Origin of the sequence: Stenotrophomonas sp. 278 (assembly GCF_003935715.1) — a bacterium.
Lineage (GTDB): Bacteria > Pseudomonadota > Gammaproteobacteria > Xanthomonadales > Xanthomonadaceae > Stenotrophomonas > Stenotrophomonas maltophilia_AH.
Genome location: NZ_RHPP01000083.1, coordinates 1 through 19,115 on the forward strand (window position 1 = coordinate 1; position 19,115 = coordinate 19,115).

Genomic DNA, 19,115 nt, shown 5'->3' on the forward strand with positions numbered 1-19,115 from the left:
GCGGTGGTCGCGGCCAGGGCGGCCGCAGTCAGGGCGGCGGCGGTCACCGCGCGGGTTGATCCGGGCGGAATGAAATGAAAAGGGCGACGCATTGCGTCGCCCTTTTTGTTTGAGTGCCCGGGCACCACGCGGAGGATCACCCGCGCGGCTTGGTCGGATTCAACAGGTTGCCGAAGAACACCGCGTTCAACAGCAGGCGCTCGGTGCCGTGCCAGTACTTTCGATGCGCCGGATCATCGGCAAACAACACCACGTTGCCCTGCCCCTGCGGCGACACCAGCAGCCAGGCGGTGCCGGCCACGCGACTGCGGTTGTTCTCCGACAGGTAACCATTCACCCGCGGCGCATCATCAATCCGCACCACGGTGGAGAACGGATTGCGGCTGGGCTTGAAGCTGATGCCGTTTTCCTTGTTCACCGCCAGCTGGCTGCGTGGCAGGCCAAAGCCGAGCGGATGACTGGTATCCACTTCCGCACTGAGGATATTGCCGCTGACCCGCTCGATGGCGGCGATGTCGCGCTGGTCGCCGAACGCACGACGTGCGCTGTCCGGTGCCTGCTCCTCCTGGCCCAGGGTTTCATCGGCCAGCTTCTGCTCGATCGCCCACTTCGAGGCGGTGCCATAGGTCACCAGGGAACCGCCAGCGTTGATCCAGCGCTTCAGCGCCGCCACTGCGGTGGCGTCCACGCCGGTGTAGGTGCCACCGGCGAGCACGATGCTGGTGTAACGGTCCAGGTTGATCTTGCCCAGCTGCGCCGGATCGATCTTGCTGGCCGGCAGCTGCAGCTGCTGGTCGAGCAGGAACCAGGCCGAGCCGATCTCGGTGGCGCTGACACCCTCGCCCATCACCAGTGCCACCGCCGGCTTGCGCAGCGACTTGACGCTGTCGCTGCCGAGGTCGATGCCGCTGCGGCTCTGGCCGCTGGCCAGCGCCTGGATCTGCACGCCACTGCTGCGCCCAGCTTCGTCCACCGCCGCACGCAGCGCGGCTCCGCTGAGCGGCTGGCCGGCCACCGGAATCACCACAGTGCCACGCGCGAATGCCTGTTCGCCATTACCGGTGCTGCCGGTGAACGGCTGGAATGCAGCGCGCGCCGCCAGCCCCTTCGCCTGCAGGGCATACAGCGCGCGGCTGGCGTTGTAGTCGCGCCAGTCGAACACATAGGCGTAGCCGGCTTCGCCGCCGCTCACTCCGCCCTGCACCGCCGGCAATGCGGTGATGCGCTCACCGCCGGCAAGACGGCTGCGGCTGCCGGCGAACGCCACGCCATACGCGGGGGCGATGGCATACGAGGTGCTGCCATAGAACACGTCGCCCTTGATCGGCGGCGTCTCGGCAAAGATCGAATGCACCAGCCGGAACTGCGGCTGCGCGGTGGGCACCACATAGGCACTGCCCGGTTCAAAGCGCTGCCCGTCCACGGTCACCGCGCTGGTCAGCGGCTGCACCGCTATCTGATGCTGCAGCAGCAGATCGAGCAGGCGGCGGGTCAGGCCCGGGTCATGCGTATCGCCGAACACGAACGACTTCACCGGCTGCTGCCCGGCCTGCTTCAGCGCGGACTGGAAGAAGTCTTTCTGCAGCTTGAGCAGTCCGTCGCGCTCGGTCACCGCACCGCGCACCGTACCCAACCCGGTCGCAACCTGGTTGCGGATGGTGAAGGGGAAGGTCAGCAGGCCATTCGCCGATTCCTGCACGCGGCCGCGCGAGCTGGCCTGTTCCACGGTGACGCCCACCGCGCCATGGAAGTCCGGATAGGTCGAGCCATATACCGGCGAGAAGTTGTCGAAGTTCTCACCGGTGTAGTACAGCGAGCCCAGCGCATCCAGCGACTGCGCGTGGTACTTCGCCAGGGTCTTGTTGAACTCGTACGACGCGGCCGGAATCAGCGGGCTGTGCATGCTTGCCGGCGACGGCTCGAAGTAATACGTGCTGTCCTTGCCCATCTCGTGGAAGTCGATCTGGACGTTGGGATACCACTGGTGGAAGAACGCGATCTTCGGCCGCGTGTCCTGCTGGGTCAGCGCCAGCCAGTCGCGGTTGAGGTCGGTGAAGTAGTGGTTGGTGCGCCCCTGGGGGAACGGCTCCACGTGCTCCTTGTCGGCCGGATCGGCCGAGGCGGGGAACGAGGCGTAGGCGTTGTGCCAGCTGGCCGCGCGGTCGCGGCCGTCCGGGTTCTGCGCCGGGTCCACCAGCACCACGGCCTGCTGCAGCCACTGCGCGGTCTCCGGGCTGCGGTTGGCGACCAGGTAGTAGGCCGTCAGCAGCGCCGCTTCGCCGCTGGAGGTTTCATTGCCGTGCACGCTGTAGCCCAGCCACACCACCACCGGGCTGCTGCCGGCGGCCGACAGCGGCTGCGCCGGATCGGCCAGGGTCACGTGCTGGCGGCGCAGCGATTCCAACTGCTGCTGGTTCTGCGCCGAGGTGATGGTGGCGATCAGCAGCGGACGGCCTTCATAGCTGGTGCCGATCCGCTGCACCTTGATCTTGTCCGAGTGCCTGGCCAGCTCGTCGAAGTAGGCCACCAGCTGGTCGTGACGGGTGTACCGGCTGCCGATCTCGTAGCCCAGGAACTGCTGCGGAGTGGGAATGGACGGATCGAACTCACCCGCCTTCGGGAAGAAATAGTCGCTCTGGGCAAATGCCGGTGTGGCCAGCAGCCACACCGATGCCAGCAACCAGCGCGCACGACGCGAAACACCTCGGTACAAGGACACAACAACCCCCCAATCAGAAGCGGTAATCGAAACCCACGGTGAAGTAACGGCCACGCAGGTCGTACTGGCTGAAGTCATACGGCGCGCGGATGCCCGGGAACGAGGCGTCGTAGGGCGGTTCTTTGTCGGCCAGGTTCTGCACCTTGGCGTAGAGGGTCAGCTTGTCCACCCCGGTGTAGGCCAGGTACAGGTCGAACTGGCTGTAGGCATCCACGCGGTCCTGCACCGCCGTCGCTGCGGCACTGGCCTTCTGGTCGTAGCCGCTGGTGTAGTACCAGGTCAGCGCGGTGCGGAAGTCACCCAGTGCCCAGTCCAGCGTGGTGGTGGCCTTGTTCTTCGGCAGGGTCGCGCCAAGATTGCTGCCGGCGTAATCCACCAGCGGGCCACCGACCACGGTCGGGCGGCTGTAGTCGCGCACGTGGGTGAAGGCACTGCTGAGCGTGAAGTCACCGGCGCTGGCGGTGGGGAAACGCTGGCGCAGTTCCACGTCGAAGCCGGAAGTCTTGAGCTCGCTCAGGTTCTGGTAGCGGTTGTACACCGCCTGCAGCTTGCCGCGCTCGTCGCGCAGCACCGCACCCGGTACGTCATTGGTGACCAGGGTCTGGGTGTTGTTGGTGCCGACCAGGTTTTCCAGTTCGATGCGGTAGTAGTCCACGCTCAGGCTGGTGTTGCTCCAGGGCGACAGCACCACGCCGAGGTTGTAGCTGCGGGTGCGCTCGGGCTTGAGGTCGCTGTTGCCGACGGTGAAGAACGTCGGGTTCTGGCGCGAGCCCGGCACGTCCGGGTCACGCGGATCGATCACGCTGCCGTAGGCGATGCTGGTGCTGTTGGAATTTTCCGACAGCGACGGTGCCCGGAAGCCCTTCGATGCAGCGGCGCGCACCAGCAGGAAGTCCAGCGGCTGCCATCGCAGGCTCAGCTTGGGCGAGAACGCGTCGCCGAAGTCGCTGTAGTGGTCAGCGCGCGCGGCGGCCTGCAGTTCCAGCTTCTCGGCCAGTGGTACGTTCACTTCGGCGTAGGCGGCCGTGACCTTGCGCTCGCCATGCACTTCGGCGATCGCAGGGCGCACCTGCAGACCGGCATCGATCTGCCAGGGGTTTTCCGAATCGAGTTTCTCGCGACGCCATTCCGCGCCGGCGGCAAATCCGATCGGACCGGCCCAGGTGTTGCCCAGGGTGCCGGAGATCTTGGCGTCCACGCCCTGCAGCACGGATTCGGCCGGGCGCAGCGTGCTCAGGTTGATTGCATCCAGCACCGCCTGCGGGGTGGCGGCAGGGTCCAGCAGGTTGTAGCTGCCGGTGGCCAGCGCGTCCGCGAGCGCCCAGCGGTTGGCGAAGCCGCCAGAGACGGTTTCGCGCTCACTGCTGCGTGCGCCGAACGCGCCCACTTCCCAGTCCCAGTTCTGCAGGCTGCCACGCAGACCGACCACGCCGCGGTACGCCTGCGAGCGGTTGGTCTTGATCGACGGCCCCAGGTTGAAGAACGTGTACTCGATCGGAATCGCACGCCCGTACGGGTTGTACGGATTGCTGGCCGGCAGGTTCGAGGACACCGGCTCGGCCAGCCCGGTGTCGGCGTTCAGTGCGAAGCGGCCGCTTTCCAGGGTGAAGAACGGGCTGCTACCAAACCACGCCTCGCCCTTGATGTTGCTGTAGATCACTTCACCGAAGGCTTCGACGTTGTCGCTCACCCGGAAGGTGCCGTTTACGTAGGCCTGGTAGCGCTTGGTGGACGGAATGAGCGTGGTGTACGGGGCCAGGTTGAAGCCGCAGGTGTCGCCGGCGAGGCCGTCGATCGGCGCGCTGGCCACCAGGGTGGTGTTCTCCGGGCAGTTGCCGTTGGCATCCAGCATCGGCACCGACACGCCGTTGACCAGGTAGCGCGCGCCCTTGGCCGACCAGCCGTTCCAGCGGCCGCCGGGCTTGTCGGTGTAGATGCCGCTGCGGGTCAGGTCGCGGTCGTCCTGGTCCAGGCGCTCGCGGTTGTAGCCTTCCAGGCTGACCAGGATGTTGTAGCCGTCGGTATCGAGATCGCCGATGCCGCCAACGAACTTAAGCTTCTGCTCGTCCAGCCCGCCCTGGTCGGCGGTACCGACGCTGCCGCCGATCTCCGCGCCTTCAAAACCCTGGCGGGTAATGATGTTGACCACGCCGGCCACCGCATCGGAGCCGTACACGGCCGAAGCGCCGTCCTTGAGCACTTCAATGCGTTCCACCGCGACCATCGGCAGCGCATTGAGGTTGACGAAAGTGTCCGACAGGCCACCGGCCGGGAAGCCGTAATTGGCCAGGCGACGTCCGTTGAGCAGCACCAGCGTGTTCTTCTGCGACAGGCCACGCAGGCCGATGCCCGCCGAGCCCGAGGCCCAGCCATTGTTGGTGGTTTCGTTGTTGGCATTGCCGGTATTGGCCGAGATCGAACGCAGCAGGTCGGCGACGGTGGCCTTGCCGGTTGCTTCGATCTCCTGGCGGCCGATCACCTGCACCGGATTGGCCGATTCGGTGTCGGTGCGCTTGATGTTCGAGCCAGTCACGCGGACCGCGTCGAGGGTCTTGCTGGCACCGCTGGCAGCGGCATCGGGGCTGGCGTCGGCAAATGCGGACAAAGGCGTAGCCAGAGCGGCCGACAACGCGGCCACGAGAAGGGTGTGCTTGGGCATGTACGTCAGTGGGGTGGTGAACGACAGTTCCGCAGTAATCCATGCCTGGCCGCTGACCGGCCAATAACATCGCTTCATGCGGATATAACGAAAGGTACCATCTCTTCATCCGGATGGATATGTACGAATGAAACCATCGCGGGATCGCTGGAGCGCCGGCGGTCCTGTCACCCCGCTACAATGGCGGGCATGGAAATCTTCAAAGTCTTTACCCTCGAGGCCGCCCACCGCCTCCCCAACGTGCCGCCGGGCCACAAGTGCGCGCGCCTGCACGGCCATTCGTTCCGGGTGGAACTCAAGGTGGAAGGCGAGCCGGGCGAGCACACCGGCTGGATCATGGACTTCGGCGATGTGAAGGCGGCTTTCAAGCCGATCTACGACCGCCTGGACCACCATTACCTCAACGACATTCCGGGTCTGGAGAACCCGACCAGCGAAGTGCTGGCGCGCTGGATCTGGAACGAGCTCAAGCCGAGCCTGCCGGAATTGAGCGAAGTGACCGTGCATGAGACCTGCACGTCGGGGTGCCGGTACCGCGGGTGAGGCAAGAGCAGCCGGGCAGAGCCCGGCTCTACGGGTCCCTGCCGTGCGCAACTTCCGGTAGCGCCGGCCGTTGGCCGGCCCAGGCAGGGTCCGCATCGTTCACAATAGCGAATCAACCGATTGATTTTCCTACATTTATTCTGAATTCGTACCGATTCGGGAAAAATATGTTGCATCGCGTCAAAATCGGCGTATGCTGCATTGCATCAAGTTCACGAGCCGTCTTCCCATGGCGTCCGCGTTCACCGATTCCTTCAGCGATTACACCCGCCAGCTGGCCGCCGCGGCCACGCGTGCCAACCGGCTCGCACTGGAGAACGCCGAGAGCATGTTCGGCGTGCAGTTGAAGACGCTGGAGAAGAACATCACCGCCACCAGCGGGTTCTTCGGTGAAATCGTGCAGTCATCTGAACCCGGCAAGCTGGCACCGAAAGGCGCACAGCTGGTCAAGGACAACCTGGAGCGCTGGACCACCGCGCATCAGGAAGTGTTTGGCCTGGGACTGAAAGCTACTGAAGCGCTGAGCGAGCTGGCGCGGCAACCCTTCGCCGCCAGACGCTGAGCCGACAACCAGATGGATATCGCGTGGGTCCCTCCCCCCACGTGATCCTAGACCCGACAGATCCCTCCCTCTGTCGGGTCTTTTTTTGGTTTGAAAGGCGTGGTTTCGGTTTTGAGGTCATGCGTTACCGGGCGTTGGCCATTTCACGGCCGTCGTCTGTCGACCGACGCTACCTGACCCATCGCGGTGCTCCGCTTTGGTAGCGTCGGTCGACAGACGACGGCACGCGCGGACTGAACAACCGGTAACGCATGAAAATCAACGGGGCGATGCTTCAGCCGCCAACGGCCTCACCACCTGCACCAAGGTCATCAGCGTCTTCCCCGGCTCTTCCCACGGCACCATGTGCGCCGAATGCTCGAACCACACCGCCTGTTTGAAGGGCGCATCCACCGCCTTCAACCAACGGTCGGTCGGCGCGGTAGGCGTCGTGTAATCGTGCCGCCCCATGAGCATCACCACCGGAATCGGGAACCGCTTCACCGGGTTGAAATCGACCTTCAGCATCTGCGGCAGCAGCGGATCCAGTGACAGGACACTGCCCTTGTCCACATTGCATCGATCCGTATCGCTGTATTCCGGCGACAGTCTGGCCGCACCAAAGTAATAGCGCGAATCATCGCGGTAGGCGGTCAGTCCACCGTAGTACTGCGGCCACGTCCGCGCCACGATGATCCGCTCGCGCGTGATCGGCGAATCCCCCGGATACGGCGCAATCGCCTCCAGCGCCGCTACCGCCTCCGCGTTTCCATGCGCCCTCGCCTGCGCCAACCCGTAGTCGAAGCTGATCTTCTCGTTTTCCACCTGGTTGATGATCTGGCCGATGCCCACGTAGGCATGGAACAGGTCCGGCCGCTTCAGTGCCGCCTTGAACGCGACGATGGTGCCCCAGCTGTGCCCCATCAGGATCACCTTGGGCTGGCCCAGATGGGTGCGCAGGTGTTCGGCCACTTCAATGGCGTCGTACACGTAGCGGTCGACGGTCAGCGTCGGTTTGATCTGTTCCGGCGCGGCTTCCGAATAGGTCTTGCCGGCCCCGCGCTGGTCCCAGTCAACCACGGTGAAGTATTCCTCCCACGGCCGCTGGAACTGCCACAGGCTGGGCGTGCTCGGGCTGGCAGGACCGCCGTGCACGAACAGGATCACCGGGTTGGCGCGGTCGTGCCCGCGGATGGTGAGCCACTGCTTCACCCCACCAATCGGCGTGGCGTAGTGCTCCTGGATGCCGTTGGGGGTGGTGATGCGCTGCAGGTCGCGGACCACCGCGCGCGCAGGTTCGAGGGCGCTGGTGTCCGGGCAGGTGCCGGCTGCCAAAGCGGGAAGCGAGGTGCACAGCAGCGAGACGAGGCAGAGCCAGAGACGCATGCGGGAACCGGGCGTGTGATGGATTGGAAGCCATCATGCCATTGCGCCGACGATTTTCATGCGTTACCGGGCGCGGAACAGTTCACTGCAGTCGTCTATCGACCGACTCTACCCCCGATAGCCCCCGCGTAGTGACGCGCCATGCGCGTCAACGTACCGCCCGACACAAGCGCAACGCCGCCATGCGCGTCAACGCACCGCCCGGCACGAGCGCGGCGCCGCCATGCGCGTCAACGACATCACACCGGCAACGCGAACTCGAACACCGCGCCCGCCTCGCTCTCCAGCAAGCGAATCTGCCCGCCATGCAGCTGCACGATGCGGTGCACGATCAGCAATCCCAAGCCGCCACTGTCCGGGCGCTGGCTGCCCAGCGCGGGCGGCGTGTGGAACAGGTTGGCGCGCCGTTCCGGGGCGATGCCCGGACCACTGTCGGCAACCCGCACCCACACCTTGTCCGTCTCCGCACGCAGACTGACGGTGATCCGCCCACCTTCCGGGGTGTGCCGGATGGCGTTGTCCAGCAGGTTGGTCAGCACCCGCTCGATCAGGCCCAGATCCGCCCGAACCGACGGCAGGCGCGGCGGAATATCGGCTGACAGCGTCTGCCGACGCGCCTCGGCGGCGAGCTCGAATTTCTGGAACACGTCCTGCAGCAGGTCCGGCAGTGAGAAGGCCTGCATGTCCAGCACCACGCCACCGTGCTCCAGACGTGCCAGTTCGAACAACGCCTGCGCCAAGCGACCCACCTTCTGGCTCTGTGCCAACGCGATGCCGAGGTAGCGCTGCCGCTCCTCGGCCGTCAGCGTGGCATCCTTCAACGACAGCGTCTCCAGATATCCGTGCAGCGACGACAGCGGCGTGCGCAGGTCGTGCGAGATATTGGCCACCAGTTCGCGGCGCTGCAGGTCCTGCTCGCGCAGCTGCTGCCATTGCTCGCCCAGGCGCTGACTCATCAGGCCGAAGCTGTGGTCGAGGATGGCCAATTCATCACGCTCGCCGGGACGCAGCGGCGGTGGTGGCGCGACGGCCGGCGATGCTTGGTCCACATCAAAACCCTGGATCCGCGCGGTCAGCCGCCGCAGCGGGCGGGTGACCCAGCCGAAGGCGAACGCGCCGGCCAGCAGTCCCAACCCGACCACGATCGCCAGCGACCACAGCGTGGTCCGCAGCACGCCCGTGCCCGCCACGTTGGCGGCCAGCGCCTCGCGCTGCTCGCCGACCAGCACCACGTAGATGTAACCGCCCTGCCGCCCCTGCACCCACAGCGGCGCGGCATTGAAGACCTTGCGGCCATTCACGCTGCGCGGGTCGTCGCCGAGAATCGGCAACGGTTCGTCGCGCAACAGCGCCTGCACCGGTGCGAGGTCAACGCGGTCCCGCTTGAGGTGCCCCTCCGGTGCGTCGTGACCGAGGATCCGGCCCTGGTCGTCCAGCAGGTAGACCTCCACGCTGGGGTTGACCGCCATCAGTTTGCCGAACAGCGCGCGGACGTCGCCGCCACGCATGCCGCGCGCATCCATCAGCTCACCACTGCGCGCGATGTGCTCGGCCAACCCGCGCGACAGCCGCTGCACGGTTTCCTGCTCGTGCAGCGTGGTACTGCGCATCTGGATCCACATCAGCGCCGCGCCGCACGCCAGCAGCAGGGCGAAGAACACGGCGGTGAGCCGCTGCGAAAGCGTGAGCCGGATCATGCCGCGCCCTCGCTGGCGTCGCCCACCAGTTTGTAGCCGCGCCCCCATACGGTCTGGATGCGTTGCGGCGCAGCGGGGTCGCGCTCAATCTTGTTGCGCAGGCGGTTGATGTGGGTGTTCACGGTGTGCTCGTAACCGTCGTGCTGGTAGCCCCAGACCTGGTTGAGCAGGTCCATGCGCGAATAAACCTGGTCAGGGTGGCGCGCAAAGAACGCCAGCAGGTCGAACTCGCGCGGGGTCAGGTCCAGGGCGCGGCCGTCGACCTGCGCGCTGCGCGCGATCGGGTCGATCCGCAGTCCGGCTACCTCGATCATTCCGGCATCCAGCCGCGCGTTCTGCGCGAGCGCTTCCACGCGACGCAGCAGCGCTTTCACCCGGGCCACCAGCTCCAGCATCGAGAACGGTTTGGCCAGGTAATCGTCCGCGCCCAGCTCCAACCCGAGGATGCGGTGCACCTCGCTGGCCCGCGCACTGGTGATGATGATCGGCGTGTAGCGCGCCATCGCGCGTGCCCGCTTGCAGATCTCCAGCCCGTCCACGCCCGGCAGCATCAGGTCCAGCACCAGCGCGCTCCAGACCTGCTCCTCGACCAGGCGCAGGCCTTCGTCGCCGGTGGCGGCGTGGGTCACCTCATAGCCTTCGTCGCGCAGGTGCATGCGCAGCAGGTCGGCGATATGCGCGTCGTCTTCGACGATCAGGACACGTTTGGCGCTGTTCATGGGTGCATTGTGGGCGCTCACGCAGCTGAATGTGTCACGGAAAATTTAACCCTGCGTGAGGATTCGTTGACCGCCCCGGGCGCAGCATGGCCGCATCGTCCCTGCCTGGAGACCTGCCATGCGCCTGACCCGTCGCAAACTGCTGGGAATGAGTGCCCTGGGCGCGGCCAGCGGTCTGCTCGGCCTGACCGCCTGCAGCCGCGCCGCGCCGGTGGCCGCGGCTGAGCCGGCCCGCACCTTCGAGGTGATGCGCACCGACGCGCAGTGGCAGCAGCAGCTGACCCCGGCGCAGTACTCGGTGCTGCGCCGCAAGGGCACCGAGCGCCCGTACAGCAGCCCGCTCAACAAAGAGCATCGCAAGGGCACGTTTACCTGTGCCGGTTGTGCGCTGCCGCTGTTCTCCTCGTCCACCAAGTTCGACAGCGGCACCGGTTGGCCCAGTTTCTGGGCACCCCTGCACGACGCCGTCGGCGAAGACCGCGACACCAGTTACGGGATGGTCCGGGTGGAAGCGCACTGCCGCCGCTGCGGCGGGCACCTGGGCCATGTGTTCGATGATGGGCCGCGGCCCACCGGGTTGCGCTACTGCATGAACGGGGTGGCGATGAACTTTGTCGCCGGCCCCGAAGACCTGCGCGTGCGGATCGCGAATCGAACCTGACCGTCCGCGCCCTGCGCGTTGTTGGAATACCCCTGTCTCAAGAAGGATCCTCCATGTTGCTGCTTGTTCTGGCCTATCTGGGCGGCGTACTTACCCTGCTCAGCCCCTGCATCCTGCCGGTGCTGCCGTTTGTTTTCGCCCGCGCCGACCGGCCGTTCCTGCGCAGCGGCCTGCCGCTGCTGATCGGCATGGCTGTGATGTTCGCGGTGGTCGCGAGCCTGGCCGCCGTGGGCAGCCAGTGGGTGGCCCAGGCCAACCAGGTCGGCCGCTGGATCGCGCTGGTGGTGATGGCGGTGTTTGCACTGGCGCTGCTGCTGCCTCGGGTTGCCGACGCGCTGCTGGCCCCCTTCCAGCGCGTCGGGGCGCGCTTGAGCGCGCGTGCTGACGCCGCCGATGCCGCCGGCCGTGGCGGTGTCGGTACCTCGCTGCTGATCGGCGTGGCGACCGGCCTGCTGTGGGCTCCGTGTGCCGGACCGATCCTGGGCCTGATCCTGACCGGTGCAGCCCTGCAGGGCGCCAGTGTCGGCACCAGCGGCCTGCTGCTGGCCTACGCGCTGGGCGCGGCAACCTCGCTGGCACTCGCGCTGTGGGTGGGCGGACGGGTCTTCGCCGCGCTCAAGCAGCGGCTGGGCACCACCGAGTGGATTCGACGCGGACTCGGCGTGGCCGCGCTGCTGGCGGTGGTCGCCATAGCCATGGGTTGGGACACCGGCGTGCTGACCCGGCTCTCCACGGTAAGCACGGCCAGGCTCGAACAGGGCCTGCTGGACGTACTGCCGGCACAGGAGGAGCAGGCAGGTCCGGCGATGATGATGTCGGCCGCGCACAGTGGCGACGGTACCCTGCCGGTGGAAGGCGAGATGCCGTCGCTGGCAGGCGCGACCGGCTGGCTCAACAGCCCGCCGCTGGACGTCGCCGCACTGCGCGGCAAGGTGGTGCTGGTCGACTTCTGGACGTACTCCTGCATCAACTGCCTGCGGGCGCTGCCGCACGTGCGCGAGTGGGCCGAGCGCTACCGCGACCATGGACTGGTGGTGATCGGCGTGCATGCGCCGGAGTTCGCTTTCGAGCGCAACCTGGGCAATGTGCAGCGCGCGGTGGAGGACCTGAAGGTCAGCTACCCGGTCGCGATCGACAACGACTTCTCGATCTGGCGCGGTTTCAACAACCGCTACTGGCCGGCGCACTATTTCATCGACGCGCAGGGCCGCATCCGCGCGCACCACTTCGGCGAAGGCAATTACGGCCAGTCCGAGCAGATCATCCGCCAGCTGCTGCGCGAAGCCGGTCATGCCCTGCCCGATGACGCGCCCTCGCCTGCCCGCGCCATGGCCGCCTCACGCGAAGGCGTGGAGCGCCAGGCCGACATGGGCAACCTGAAATCGCCGGAGACCTATCTGGGTCACGCACGGGCGGAAAACTTCGCTTCGCCTGGTGGTCAGCAGCCCGACCGTGCCGCCGATTACACCGTACCGACCACGCTGGCCTTGAACCAGTGGGCGCTGGGCGGGCGCTGGACGGTAGGCGACGAGGACGCCCGTTCGCACGCCGGCGGCGACCGCATCGCATTCCGCTTCCATGCCCGTGACCTGCATCTGGTGCTGTCGCCCGGCGAAGACGGCAAGCCGGTGCGCTACCGCGTGCGCATTGACGGCCAGCCGCCGGGTGCGGATGCCGGCGGCGACAGCGCCGCCGATGGCAGCGGTCAGGTCGATGGCAACCGGCTCTACCAGCTGATCCGTCAGAACGGCGCGGTGCGCGAGCGCACCTTCGAGATCGAGTTCCTTGACCCGGGCGTGCACGCCTACGCCTTCACCTTCGGTTGAACGCAGGAGAACCCCATGAAGATCGCAATGGAGAAACTGGCGGCCGGCGGCATTGCCGTGGCGATCGCCGCACTGACGATCACCGCCGTGCTCAGCCTGGACCGGCCGGTGATGGCCGCGCCGGCCGGGCAGGTCGCAGTACCGGCACCGACAGGTGCCGCAGTGTTTGCACAGCCCAAGGTGCAGCGCGCCCAGGTGGTGTTCGCCGGTGGCTGCTTCTGGGGCGTGCAGGGCGTGTTCCAGCACATGAAGGGTGTGGAGAACGCGGTCTCGGGATACATCGGTGGCACCGCGGGCGACGCCCGTTACGAACGCGTGGGCACCGGCAGCACCGGCCATGCCGAAGCCGTGCAAGTGACCTACGATCCCGCGCAGGTGAGCTATGCGCAGCTGATGCAGGTGTTCTTCTCGGTTGCGCACGACCCCACCCAGCTCAACCGCCAGGGCCCGGACCGCGGCACCCAGTACCGCTCGGCCGTGTACGCGGACGATCCGGCGCAGCGCGCTGCCACGGTGGCCTACATCGCGCAACTGCAACAGGCCCGTGCATTCCCGGCCAAGGTGGTCACCCAGGTCGACGGCGGCAAACCGTTCTTCCGTGCCGAGGGCTATCACCAGAACTACCTCACCCTGCACCCGGACAACCTCTACATCCGGATCAACGACCTGCCCAAGGTGGAAGCGTTGAAGCAGCAGTATCCGGCCCTGTACCGCGAAAAGCCGCGGCTGGTGGCCACGCTATCGGCGCGCTAGATATCCAGATCGCGCGCCAGCTGCGCCGGGTCACCACCCGGCGCATACGGCAGTCGTCCCCAGCAGGGCACGGGCAGGCGCGCGCGCAGCATCGCCACGTTGTCGTCGATGCGCGCCATCTGCGGGTCCACTTCGTTGGCGATCCAGCCGATGCAGGTCGCCCCGGCCGCGGCGATGGCCGCCACGCTGAGCCGTGCATGGTTGATGCAGCCCAGGCGCAGGCCGACTACCAGCACCACCGGCAGCTGCAGGGCGTGGACCAGGTGCGACTGGTCCAGGTCCGCGCTCAGCGGTGCCAGCCAGCCCCCCACGCCCTCCACCACCACGGTGTCGGCCTGGGAACGCAGGCGTTCGAATGCCGCCTGGATCGGTGGCAGGGCCAGGGTCACGCCGGCGTCGGCGGCCGCCAGCTCCGGTGCCAGTGGCTCCGGCAGCGCGTAGGGATTCAGGTCGGCGTAGGCCGGCAGCGGATCGCTGGCCGCGCGCAGGGCGACCGCGTCCTCGTTGCGCAGCCCCTGCGGGGTCATCTCACAGCCGCTGGCCACGGGTTTCATGCCGACCGCGCGCAGGCCGCGCTGGCGCAGCGCGTGCAGCAGGGCGCAGCTGCTGAAGGTCTTGCCGATGCCGGTGTCGGTGCCGGTGAGGTAGACGGCGGGCGGGAACGGGAAGCCTTGTGACATGGCGATCGGGAGTGATGAACGTTGGGGCATTATCGCGGACACGCATGGCGTGTCCCTACGCTAGACTGCGGCCATGTTTACCTCCTCCTCGCTCACCGGCAGCAAGCCGGAACAGTACGGCCAGCTGCTGGCCCAGGCCCGCGCCCTGGTGCACGGTGAATCGGACCGAATCGCCAATGCCGCCAACCTGTCGGCCCTGGTCTACCACGCCCTGCCCGAGCTGAACTGGGCCGGTTTCTACTTCTTCGATGGCACCGAACTGGTGGTCGGTCCGTTCCAGGGCCTGCCCGCCTGCGTCCGCATTCCGCTGAGCAAGGGCGTGTGCGGAGCCGCCGCGTCCACCCGTACCACCCAGCGTATCGAGGACGTGGATGCCTTCCCGGGTCACATCGCCTGCGACTCGGCCTCGCGCTCGGAGCTGGTGGTGCCGTTGTTCAAGGGTGACACCCTGATCGGCGTGTTCGACCTGGACAGCCCGAAGCTGGCCCGCTTCGACGCGGAGGACCAGGCCGGCCTGGAAGCCATCGCCGCCGTGTTCGTCGAGGCGCTGGGATGAGCGCCAAACTGCGCAACATCGGCCCCAAAAGTGCCGCCTGGCTGCGCCAGGTTGGGTTGCGCACCCCCGAGGACCTGGCCGCCGCTGGCGCGGTCGGGGCCTTTGTGAAGGTCAAGCGGGCCGGCTTCAAGCCCAGCTTGAACCTGCTGTACTCGCTGGAGGGCGCGCTGCAGGACTGCCATTGGCAGGACCTGCCCGAGACCCGGCGCAGCACCTTGGTGGCGGAGTACGAGGCGATCATTGCCACCCAGCCGCTGAAGAAAGCTCCGCCGGCCTCCGGGCCGGTGTATGAGCGGGTGGTGGAAGAGGAACAGGAAGACGCATCGTTCGACCGAGACGACGAACCGTAATCACCTGTAGAGCCACGCCCTGCGTGGCTGCGCGGTGGCACACGGGGTCGAAGCCACGCAGGGCGTGGCTCTACGGGTTGATTCGCCGCGCGGGGGTCCCCGACGCGTTAGAATCCGCGTGCTTTTGGGTGACTGCGGCTTTCGCGCCGCGGTTTAAACGGGAAGCCGGTGAACAGGCCGGCGCTGCCCCCGCAACGGTAAGCGTGGAAACCAGGCGAGATACCACTGTGCTGCGGCATGGGAAGGTGCCTGGTGCGAAGGCCCTGCGGCCGCTCGACCCGCCAGCCCGGAGACCGGCCTTCAAGCTGACTGGTTGCGATGCGGCGGGCATGGCGGCGGCAAGCAGTGCCGTGCGCGCCTGCCCACCGTCGTCGTCCGCTGCAGCGTGATCCTCCCTACCCTTGCCGCGCGGGAGTGCGCGGCGCATGGAGCGATTGATGAAGCTGCAAACCCTTACCCTGGCCGTGCTGAGCGCACTGCCGTTGCTGGCCGCCGCACAGGACGATGCCACCGCGCTGGACACGATGCTGGTCACCGCCACGCGCACCCCGATTGCCCTGCAGGACAGCATCGCACCGGCGCAGGTGATCGACCGCGCCGAGATCGAGCGCAGCCAGGCTCCCTCGCTGCAGGACCTGCTGCGCGGTCGCGCCGGGATCAACCTCAACAACAGCGGCGGCCTGGGCAAACAGAGTTCGCTGTTCCTGCGTGGCACCAATTCGGCCCACACCCTGGTGCTGGTGGATGGCGTGCGCATCAACACCGGTGACCTTGGCCTGGCGATGATCCAGGACCTGCCGCTGGAGCAGATCGAGCGCGTGGAAATCGTACGTGGCCCGCAGTCGAGCCTGTACGGTGCCGACGCCATCGGTGGCGTGATCCAGATCTTCACCCGTCGCAACACCGGCACCTTCGCGCCGCATTTCCAGCTGGGCGGTGGCAGCAACGGCCTGCGTGAAGCCAGCGGCGGCATCGGCGGCAGTGGTGAACGCGGCTGGTTCGGCACCGATATCGCCTACCAGCACACCGACGGCATCAACAGCTGCCGTGGTGACGCCGCGACGTTCGCTGGTTGCGGTGCCGACGAGCCTGATCGCGATGGCTACCGAAATCTGTCGATGAGCCTGCGCGGCGGCTATGCGCTGACCGATGCGCTGAGCGTGGAAGGTACCGCGCTGCGCGCCGAAGGCGAGAACCACTACGATGGTTACTACAACTACTCGGAGACCCTGCAGCAGGTGCTGGGCGGCAAGGTGCGCTATGCACCGGGCGAGCGCTTCACGTTGACCGCCAATGTCGGTCGCGCCGACAACGAGTCGGACAACTACAACGACAGCACCTGGCTCGGTGCGGCACAGACCCACCGCGACAGCGCCTCGGTGCAGGCCGACGTCGGCCTGGCCGAGGGCCAGCTGCTCAGCGCGGGCGTGGACTGGAGCCAGGACAACCTGGACGGCAGCAGTACCGAGTATCTGGTCGACAGCCGCGACAACACCGGTGTGTTCGTGCAGTACCAGGGTCGCTTCGGCGCGCATCACCTGCAGGCCAGCGCCCGCAACGATGACAACGAGCAGTTTGGCAACCACACCACCGGCAGCCTCGGCTGGGGCATGGAACTGGGCAGCGGCTTCCGCTTGAACGCCAGCTACGGCACGGCATTCAAGGCCCCGACCTTCAGCGATCTTTACGACCCGTGGAGCGGCGTGCCGACGCTGGACCCGGAAGAGTCAAAGAGCACCAATCTGGGCATCGCCCAGCAGGGCGACAACTGGCGCTGGGGGCTGGATGTGTATGAAACCCGCATCGACGACCTGATCACCTATGACGCCACCACCTTCATGATGTCGCAGGTGGAAAAGGCGCGCATCCGCGGTGCCGAGCTGACCGGCGCGCTGAGCGTGGCCGGGTTTGATGTCAGTGCACAGCTCAGCCACACCGACCCGCGCAACCGTACCGACGGAAGCGCGCAGTTCGACAACTGGCTGGCGCGTCGCGCGCAGAATACTGCGCGTCTGGATGTGGATCGCAGCTTCGGCGGCTTCCGCGCCGGCGTGACCGCGTTCGGCGCGGGCAAGCGCTACGACAATGCGGCCAATACGGTACGCCTGGCCGGGTACGGCACGATGGATCTGCGCCTGGAATATGCGATCAGCCGTGACTGGTCGGTGCTGGGACGCGTGAGCAACGTGTTTGATCGCGAGTACGAAACCGTGGCCTGGTACAACCAGCCGGGGCGCGAGTACCGGTTGAGCATTCGTTACCAGCCGCGTTGATGTGGGCGGCGCACGACCAACGGTGTGCCCGCCTCCGGCGGGCACCCTTCGGGCCGTCGACAAGCGACATCAGGAAGGGCGATGCCCTTCCTTGCGTGCGCTACCGTCCCTATCGGGCAGGCATCAACCGTCCGGACCCGGTAGGTGCCGACCGTTGGTCGGCACACGTCACTCCGCGAGCAACTCGCGCAGGTCGTCCATCACTGCCACCGCCTGCACCTTGTCCAGCTCCAGGCCGCGCGGGTAGCCATAGCGCACCAGCGCCACCGGCATGCCTGCATCCACCGCAGCCCGGTAGTCGGTGATGGAGTCACCCACCATCAGGGCCGCCGAAGGTGCCAGCTCAAACGCAGCGGCGAGGTAACGAAGCGGCGCACCGCTGGGTTTGCGTTCGGGCAGCGAGTCGCCGCCGATCACCTGCGCGAAGTAGTCCTGTACACCCAGATGCGCCAGCAGCGGCCCCACCATCGCGTGCGGCTTGTTGGTGCAGATGGCGAGCGTGACGTTGCGTTCGCGCAGCCCCTGCAGCGCCGGCACCACGCCGTCATACAGCCGCGGGCTGCGCAGCAGGCATTCCTCGTAATGGCGCATGAAACCGGGCATCACCGCGTCCAGGTCGGTCACGTGGCCGGCGGCGGTGAACGCCTGTTCGACCAGACGGCGCACGCCGTCGCCGATCCAGCTGTGCACGGTCGCTTCGGGTACGCGCGGCAGGTGCTGGTCTTCCAGGGTGCGGTTGAGGGCTTCGGCGATGTCGGCGGCGCTGTCGACCAGGGTGCCGTCCAGGTCGAAGATCACCAGCAGGTAGGGGTAAGTCAAAACGGCGTTACCGTGAATCGTGGGGATCATGATTGTATTCCGGCACCCCATGGACACGCATGGCGGTTCGCGTGCGCAGGATCATGGCGTTGACACGCATGGCGTGTCACTACGATCCATGGTCGCCCGAACCATTGGTCGCCCGATCCATTCGCGGATCACATGCGTGACCGGAATTCCGGGCTGGCGAAGCGTTCGACGAGGAAATCCAGGAAGCTGCGCATCAGCGCGGGCAGCTGCCGGCGCGAGGCATACACCGCATAAAGCCCCATTTCGTCCAGCTCGTACTCCGGCAACACCTTCACAAGCTCGCCGGACGCCAGCAGCGGACCGATCTGATACATCGGCAACATGGCGATGCCAGCGCCGGCGCGCACGGCTTCCACCAGCAACGACGCCTCGTTCGCGCTGATGTTGCCGCCCACCGCCACGCTGACCGTGCGCCCGTCACGCTGCAGCTGCCACACGCTTTTGCCCACGTAGTGGTGGGTCAGGCAGTTGTGCGCGGTGAGCGCATCGGCGGTGGCCGGTGCACCGTGCGCGGCCAGATATGACGGCGATGCGCACAGCACCGAATGACACTGCGCCAGCGGCCGTGCGATGAGGTTCGGGTCGATCGCGCGCGAAATGCGGACCGCCACGTCCACCCGCTCTTCGACCAGGTTCACCATCCGGTCCACGAGCAGCAGCTCCACCCGGGTCAGCGGGTAGCGTTGCACGAACGCGGCTACCGCTGCGGCCAGGTGCGACTGCCCGAACGACACGCTGGCGGTCACCCGCAGTACACCGTGCGGCTCGGGGTTGTCGGTGGCCAGCTCGCCCTGCAGTTCCTCGCCGATGGCCAGCATCTGCCGAAACCGCAGCAGGGCCGCTTCGCCGGGGCCGGTGAGGCTGATCCGGCGCGTGGTCCGGTGCAGCAGGCGCGCGCCCAGC

16 protein-coding genes and 1 riboswitch are annotated in these 19,115 nt (G+C 66.8%); of the genes, 8 read left to right on the plus strand and 8 right to left on the minus strand.

Annotation, left to right across the window (positions count from 1 at the left end):
* Positions 1-136: 136 nt before the first annotated feature.
* A complete protein-coding gene (locus EGJ34_RS13920) occupies positions 137-2,680 on the minus strand; it encodes a M14 family zinc carboxypeptidase (protein ID WP_260477002.1) in 2,544 nt (847 codons plus the stop codon).
* Between the two features lie 52 nt (positions 2,681-2,732).
* Positions 2,733-5,378, minus strand: a complete 2,646-nt coding sequence (locus EGJ34_RS13925; RefSeq protein WP_125361079.1) for a TonB-dependent receptor — start codon at positions 5,376-5,378, stop codon at positions 2,733-2,735.
* A 189-nt stretch (positions 5,379-5,567) separates the two neighbouring features.
* Between EGJ34_RS13925 and queD the strand changes: the two genes are divergently transcribed.
* The gene (queD, locus tag EGJ34_RS13930) at positions 5,568-5,921 is read left to right on the plus strand and encodes a 6-carboxytetrahydropterin synthase QueD (protein WP_125361067.1); all 354 of its coding nucleotides are present in this window, start codon (positions 5,568-5,570) and stop codon (positions 5,919-5,921) included.
* Between the two features lie 229 nt (positions 5,922-6,150).
* The gene (locus EGJ34_RS13935; protein ID WP_125361068.1) at positions 6,151-6,483 is read left to right on the plus strand and encodes a phasin family protein; all 333 of its coding nucleotides are present in this window, start codon (positions 6,151-6,153) and stop codon (positions 6,481-6,483) included.
* A gap of 258 nt (positions 6,484-6,741) precedes the next feature.
* Here EGJ34_RS13935 and EGJ34_RS13940 read toward each other — a convergent pair whose 3' ends face one another.
* The 3 genes from EGJ34_RS13940 to EGJ34_RS13950 all read right to left on the minus strand — a co-directional run bounded on the left by EGJ34_RS13940 (position 6,742) and on the right by EGJ34_RS13950 (position 10,264).
* Positions 6,742-7,848 (minus strand): alpha/beta hydrolase, encoded by a 1,107-nt coding sequence (locus EGJ34_RS13940; protein ID WP_125361069.1) that lies wholly within the window; start codon positions 7,846-7,848, stop codon positions 6,742-6,744.
* Positions 7,849-8,087: 239 nt separating this feature from the next.
* Positions 8,088-9,545, minus strand: coding sequence for a HAMP domain-containing sensor histidine kinase (locus tag EGJ34_RS13945; protein ID WP_125361070.1), 1,458 nt, complete (start codon positions 9,543-9,545; stop codon positions 8,088-8,090).
* Entirely contained in the window at positions 9,542-10,264 is a 723-nt protein-coding gene (locus EGJ34_RS13950; protein ID WP_125361071.1) for a response regulator transcription factor, read from the minus strand. The genes EGJ34_RS13945 and EGJ34_RS13950 overlap by 4 nt, the downstream gene beginning before the upstream one ends.
* Positions 10,265-10,382: 118 nt before the next feature.
* Here EGJ34_RS13950 and msrB point away from each other — a divergent pair, with 118 nt between their 5' ends.
* The 3 genes from msrB to msrA are packed head-to-tail and all read left to right on the plus strand — an operon-like array spanning position 10,383 to position 13,504.
* Positions 10,383-10,925 (plus strand): peptide-methionine (R)-S-oxide reductase MsrB, encoded by a 543-nt coding sequence (gene msrB / locus EGJ34_RS13955; RefSeq protein ID WP_125361072.1) that lies wholly within the window; start codon positions 10,383-10,385, stop codon positions 10,923-10,925.
* A 53-nt stretch (positions 10,926-10,978) separates the two neighbouring features.
* Complete coding sequence (locus EGJ34_RS13960; protein WP_125361073.1) at positions 10,979-12,751, plus strand: cytochrome c biogenesis protein DipZ; 1,773 nt, start codon at positions 10,979-10,981, stop codon at positions 12,749-12,751.
* A gap of 15 nt (positions 12,752-12,766) precedes the next feature.
* Positions 12,767-13,504 (plus strand): peptide-methionine (S)-S-oxide reductase MsrA, encoded by a 738-nt coding sequence (msrA, locus tag EGJ34_RS13965; protein WP_125361074.1) that lies wholly within the window; start codon positions 12,767-12,769, stop codon positions 13,502-13,504.
* Here msrA and bioD read toward each other — a convergent pair.
* Positions 13,501-14,184: a dethiobiotin synthase gene (gene bioD / locus EGJ34_RS13970; protein WP_125361075.1), complete on the minus strand. Its 684-nt coding sequence runs from the start codon at positions 14,182-14,184 to the stop codon at positions 13,501-13,503. The genes msrA and bioD overlap by 4 nt on opposite strands.
* Positions 14,185-14,257: 73 nt before the next feature.
* On the opposite strand from bioD, the gene EGJ34_RS13975 reads away from it, so the two are divergent.
* The 3 genes from EGJ34_RS13975 to btuB all read left to right on the plus strand — a co-directional run bounded on the left by EGJ34_RS13975 (position 14,258) and on the right by btuB (position 17,363).
* Positions 14,258-14,740: a GAF domain-containing protein gene (locus EGJ34_RS13975; protein WP_125361076.1), complete on the plus strand. Its 483-nt coding sequence runs from the start codon at positions 14,258-14,260 to the stop codon at positions 14,738-14,740.
* Positions 14,737-15,090 carry a TfoX/Sxy family protein gene (locus EGJ34_RS13980; protein ID WP_125361077.1) on the plus strand — a complete coding sequence of 118 codons (354 nt, stop codon included), beginning with the start codon at positions 14,737-14,739 and terminating at the stop codon, positions 15,088-15,090. Before EGJ34_RS13975 ends, EGJ34_RS13980 begins: the two co-directional genes overlap by 4 nt.
* Before the next feature lie 109 nt (positions 15,091-15,199).
* Positions 15,200-15,407, plus strand: a riboswitch (cobalamin riboswitch).
* A gap of 120 nt (positions 15,408-15,527) precedes the next feature.
* On the plus strand, positions 15,528-17,363 hold the full coding sequence (btuB, locus tag EGJ34_RS13985; protein ID WP_125361078.1) for a TonB-dependent vitamin B12 receptor: 1,836 nt from the start codon (positions 15,528-15,530) through the stop codon (positions 17,361-17,363).
* A 168-nt stretch (positions 17,364-17,531) separates the two neighbouring features.
* Here btuB and gph read toward each other — a convergent pair whose 3' ends face one another.
* Together gph and EGJ34_RS13995 are read right to left on the minus strand one after the other, a co-directional pair.
* A complete protein-coding gene (gene gph / locus EGJ34_RS13990) occupies positions 17,532-18,182 on the minus strand; it encodes a phosphoglycolate phosphatase (RefSeq protein ID WP_125361080.1) in 651 nt (216 codons plus the stop codon).
* A 158-nt stretch (positions 18,183-18,340) separates the two neighbouring features.
* On the minus strand, positions 18,341-19,115 hold a 775-nt coding region (locus tag EGJ34_RS13995), incomplete at its 5' end, for a LysR family transcriptional regulator (protein WP_148100501.1).

Excerpts from the sequence above, each read along its gene's own strand:
- bioD (WP_125361075.1), bottom strand. The coding sequence starts at position 14,184 with ATGTCACAAGGCTTCCCGTTCCCGCCCGCCGTCTACCTCACCGGCACC.
- EGJ34_RS13975 (WP_125361076.1), top strand. The coding sequence starts at position 14,258 with ATGTTTACCTCCTCCTCGCTCACCGGCAGCAAGCCGGAACAGTACGGC.
- EGJ34_RS13925 (WP_125361079.1), bottom strand. The coding sequence starts at position 5,378 with ATGCCCAAGCACACCCTTCTCGTGGCCGCGTTGTCGGCCGCTCTGGCT.
- EGJ34_RS13980 (WP_125361077.1), top strand. The coding sequence starts at position 14,737 with ATGAGCGCCAAACTGCGCAACATCGGCCCCAAAAGTGCCGCCTGGCTG.
- EGJ34_RS13950 (WP_125361071.1), bottom strand. The coding sequence starts at position 10,264 with ATGAACAGCGCCAAACGTGTCCTGATCGTCGAAGACGACGCGCATATC.
- msrB (WP_125361072.1), top strand. The coding sequence starts at position 10,383 with ATGCGCCTGACCCGTCGCAAACTGCTGGGAATGAGTGCCCTGGGCGCG.
- EGJ34_RS13935 (WP_125361068.1), top strand. The coding sequence starts at position 6,151 with ATGGCGTCCGCGTTCACCGATTCCTTCAGCGATTACACCCGCCAGCTG.
- EGJ34_RS13945 (WP_125361070.1), bottom strand. The coding sequence starts at position 9,545 with ATGATCCGGCTCACGCTTTCGCAGCGGCTCACCGCCGTGTTCTTCGCC.
- msrA (WP_125361074.1), top strand. The coding sequence starts at position 12,767 with ATGAAGATCGCAATGGAGAAACTGGCGGCCGGCGGCATTGCCGTGGCG.
- EGJ34_RS13960 (WP_125361073.1), top strand. The coding sequence starts at position 10,979 with ATGTTGCTGCTTGTTCTGGCCTATCTGGGCGGCGTACTTACCCTGCTC.
- btuB (WP_125361078.1), top strand. The coding sequence starts at position 15,528 with ATGAAGCTGCAAACCCTTACCCTGGCCGTGCTGAGCGCACTGCCGTTG.
- EGJ34_RS13940 (WP_125361069.1), bottom strand. The coding sequence starts at position 7,848 with ATGCGTCTCTGGCTCTGCCTCGTCTCGCTGCTGTGCACCTCGCTTCCC.
- queD (WP_125361067.1), top strand. The coding sequence starts at position 5,568 with ATGGAAATCTTCAAAGTCTTTACCCTCGAGGCCGCCCACCGCCTCCCC.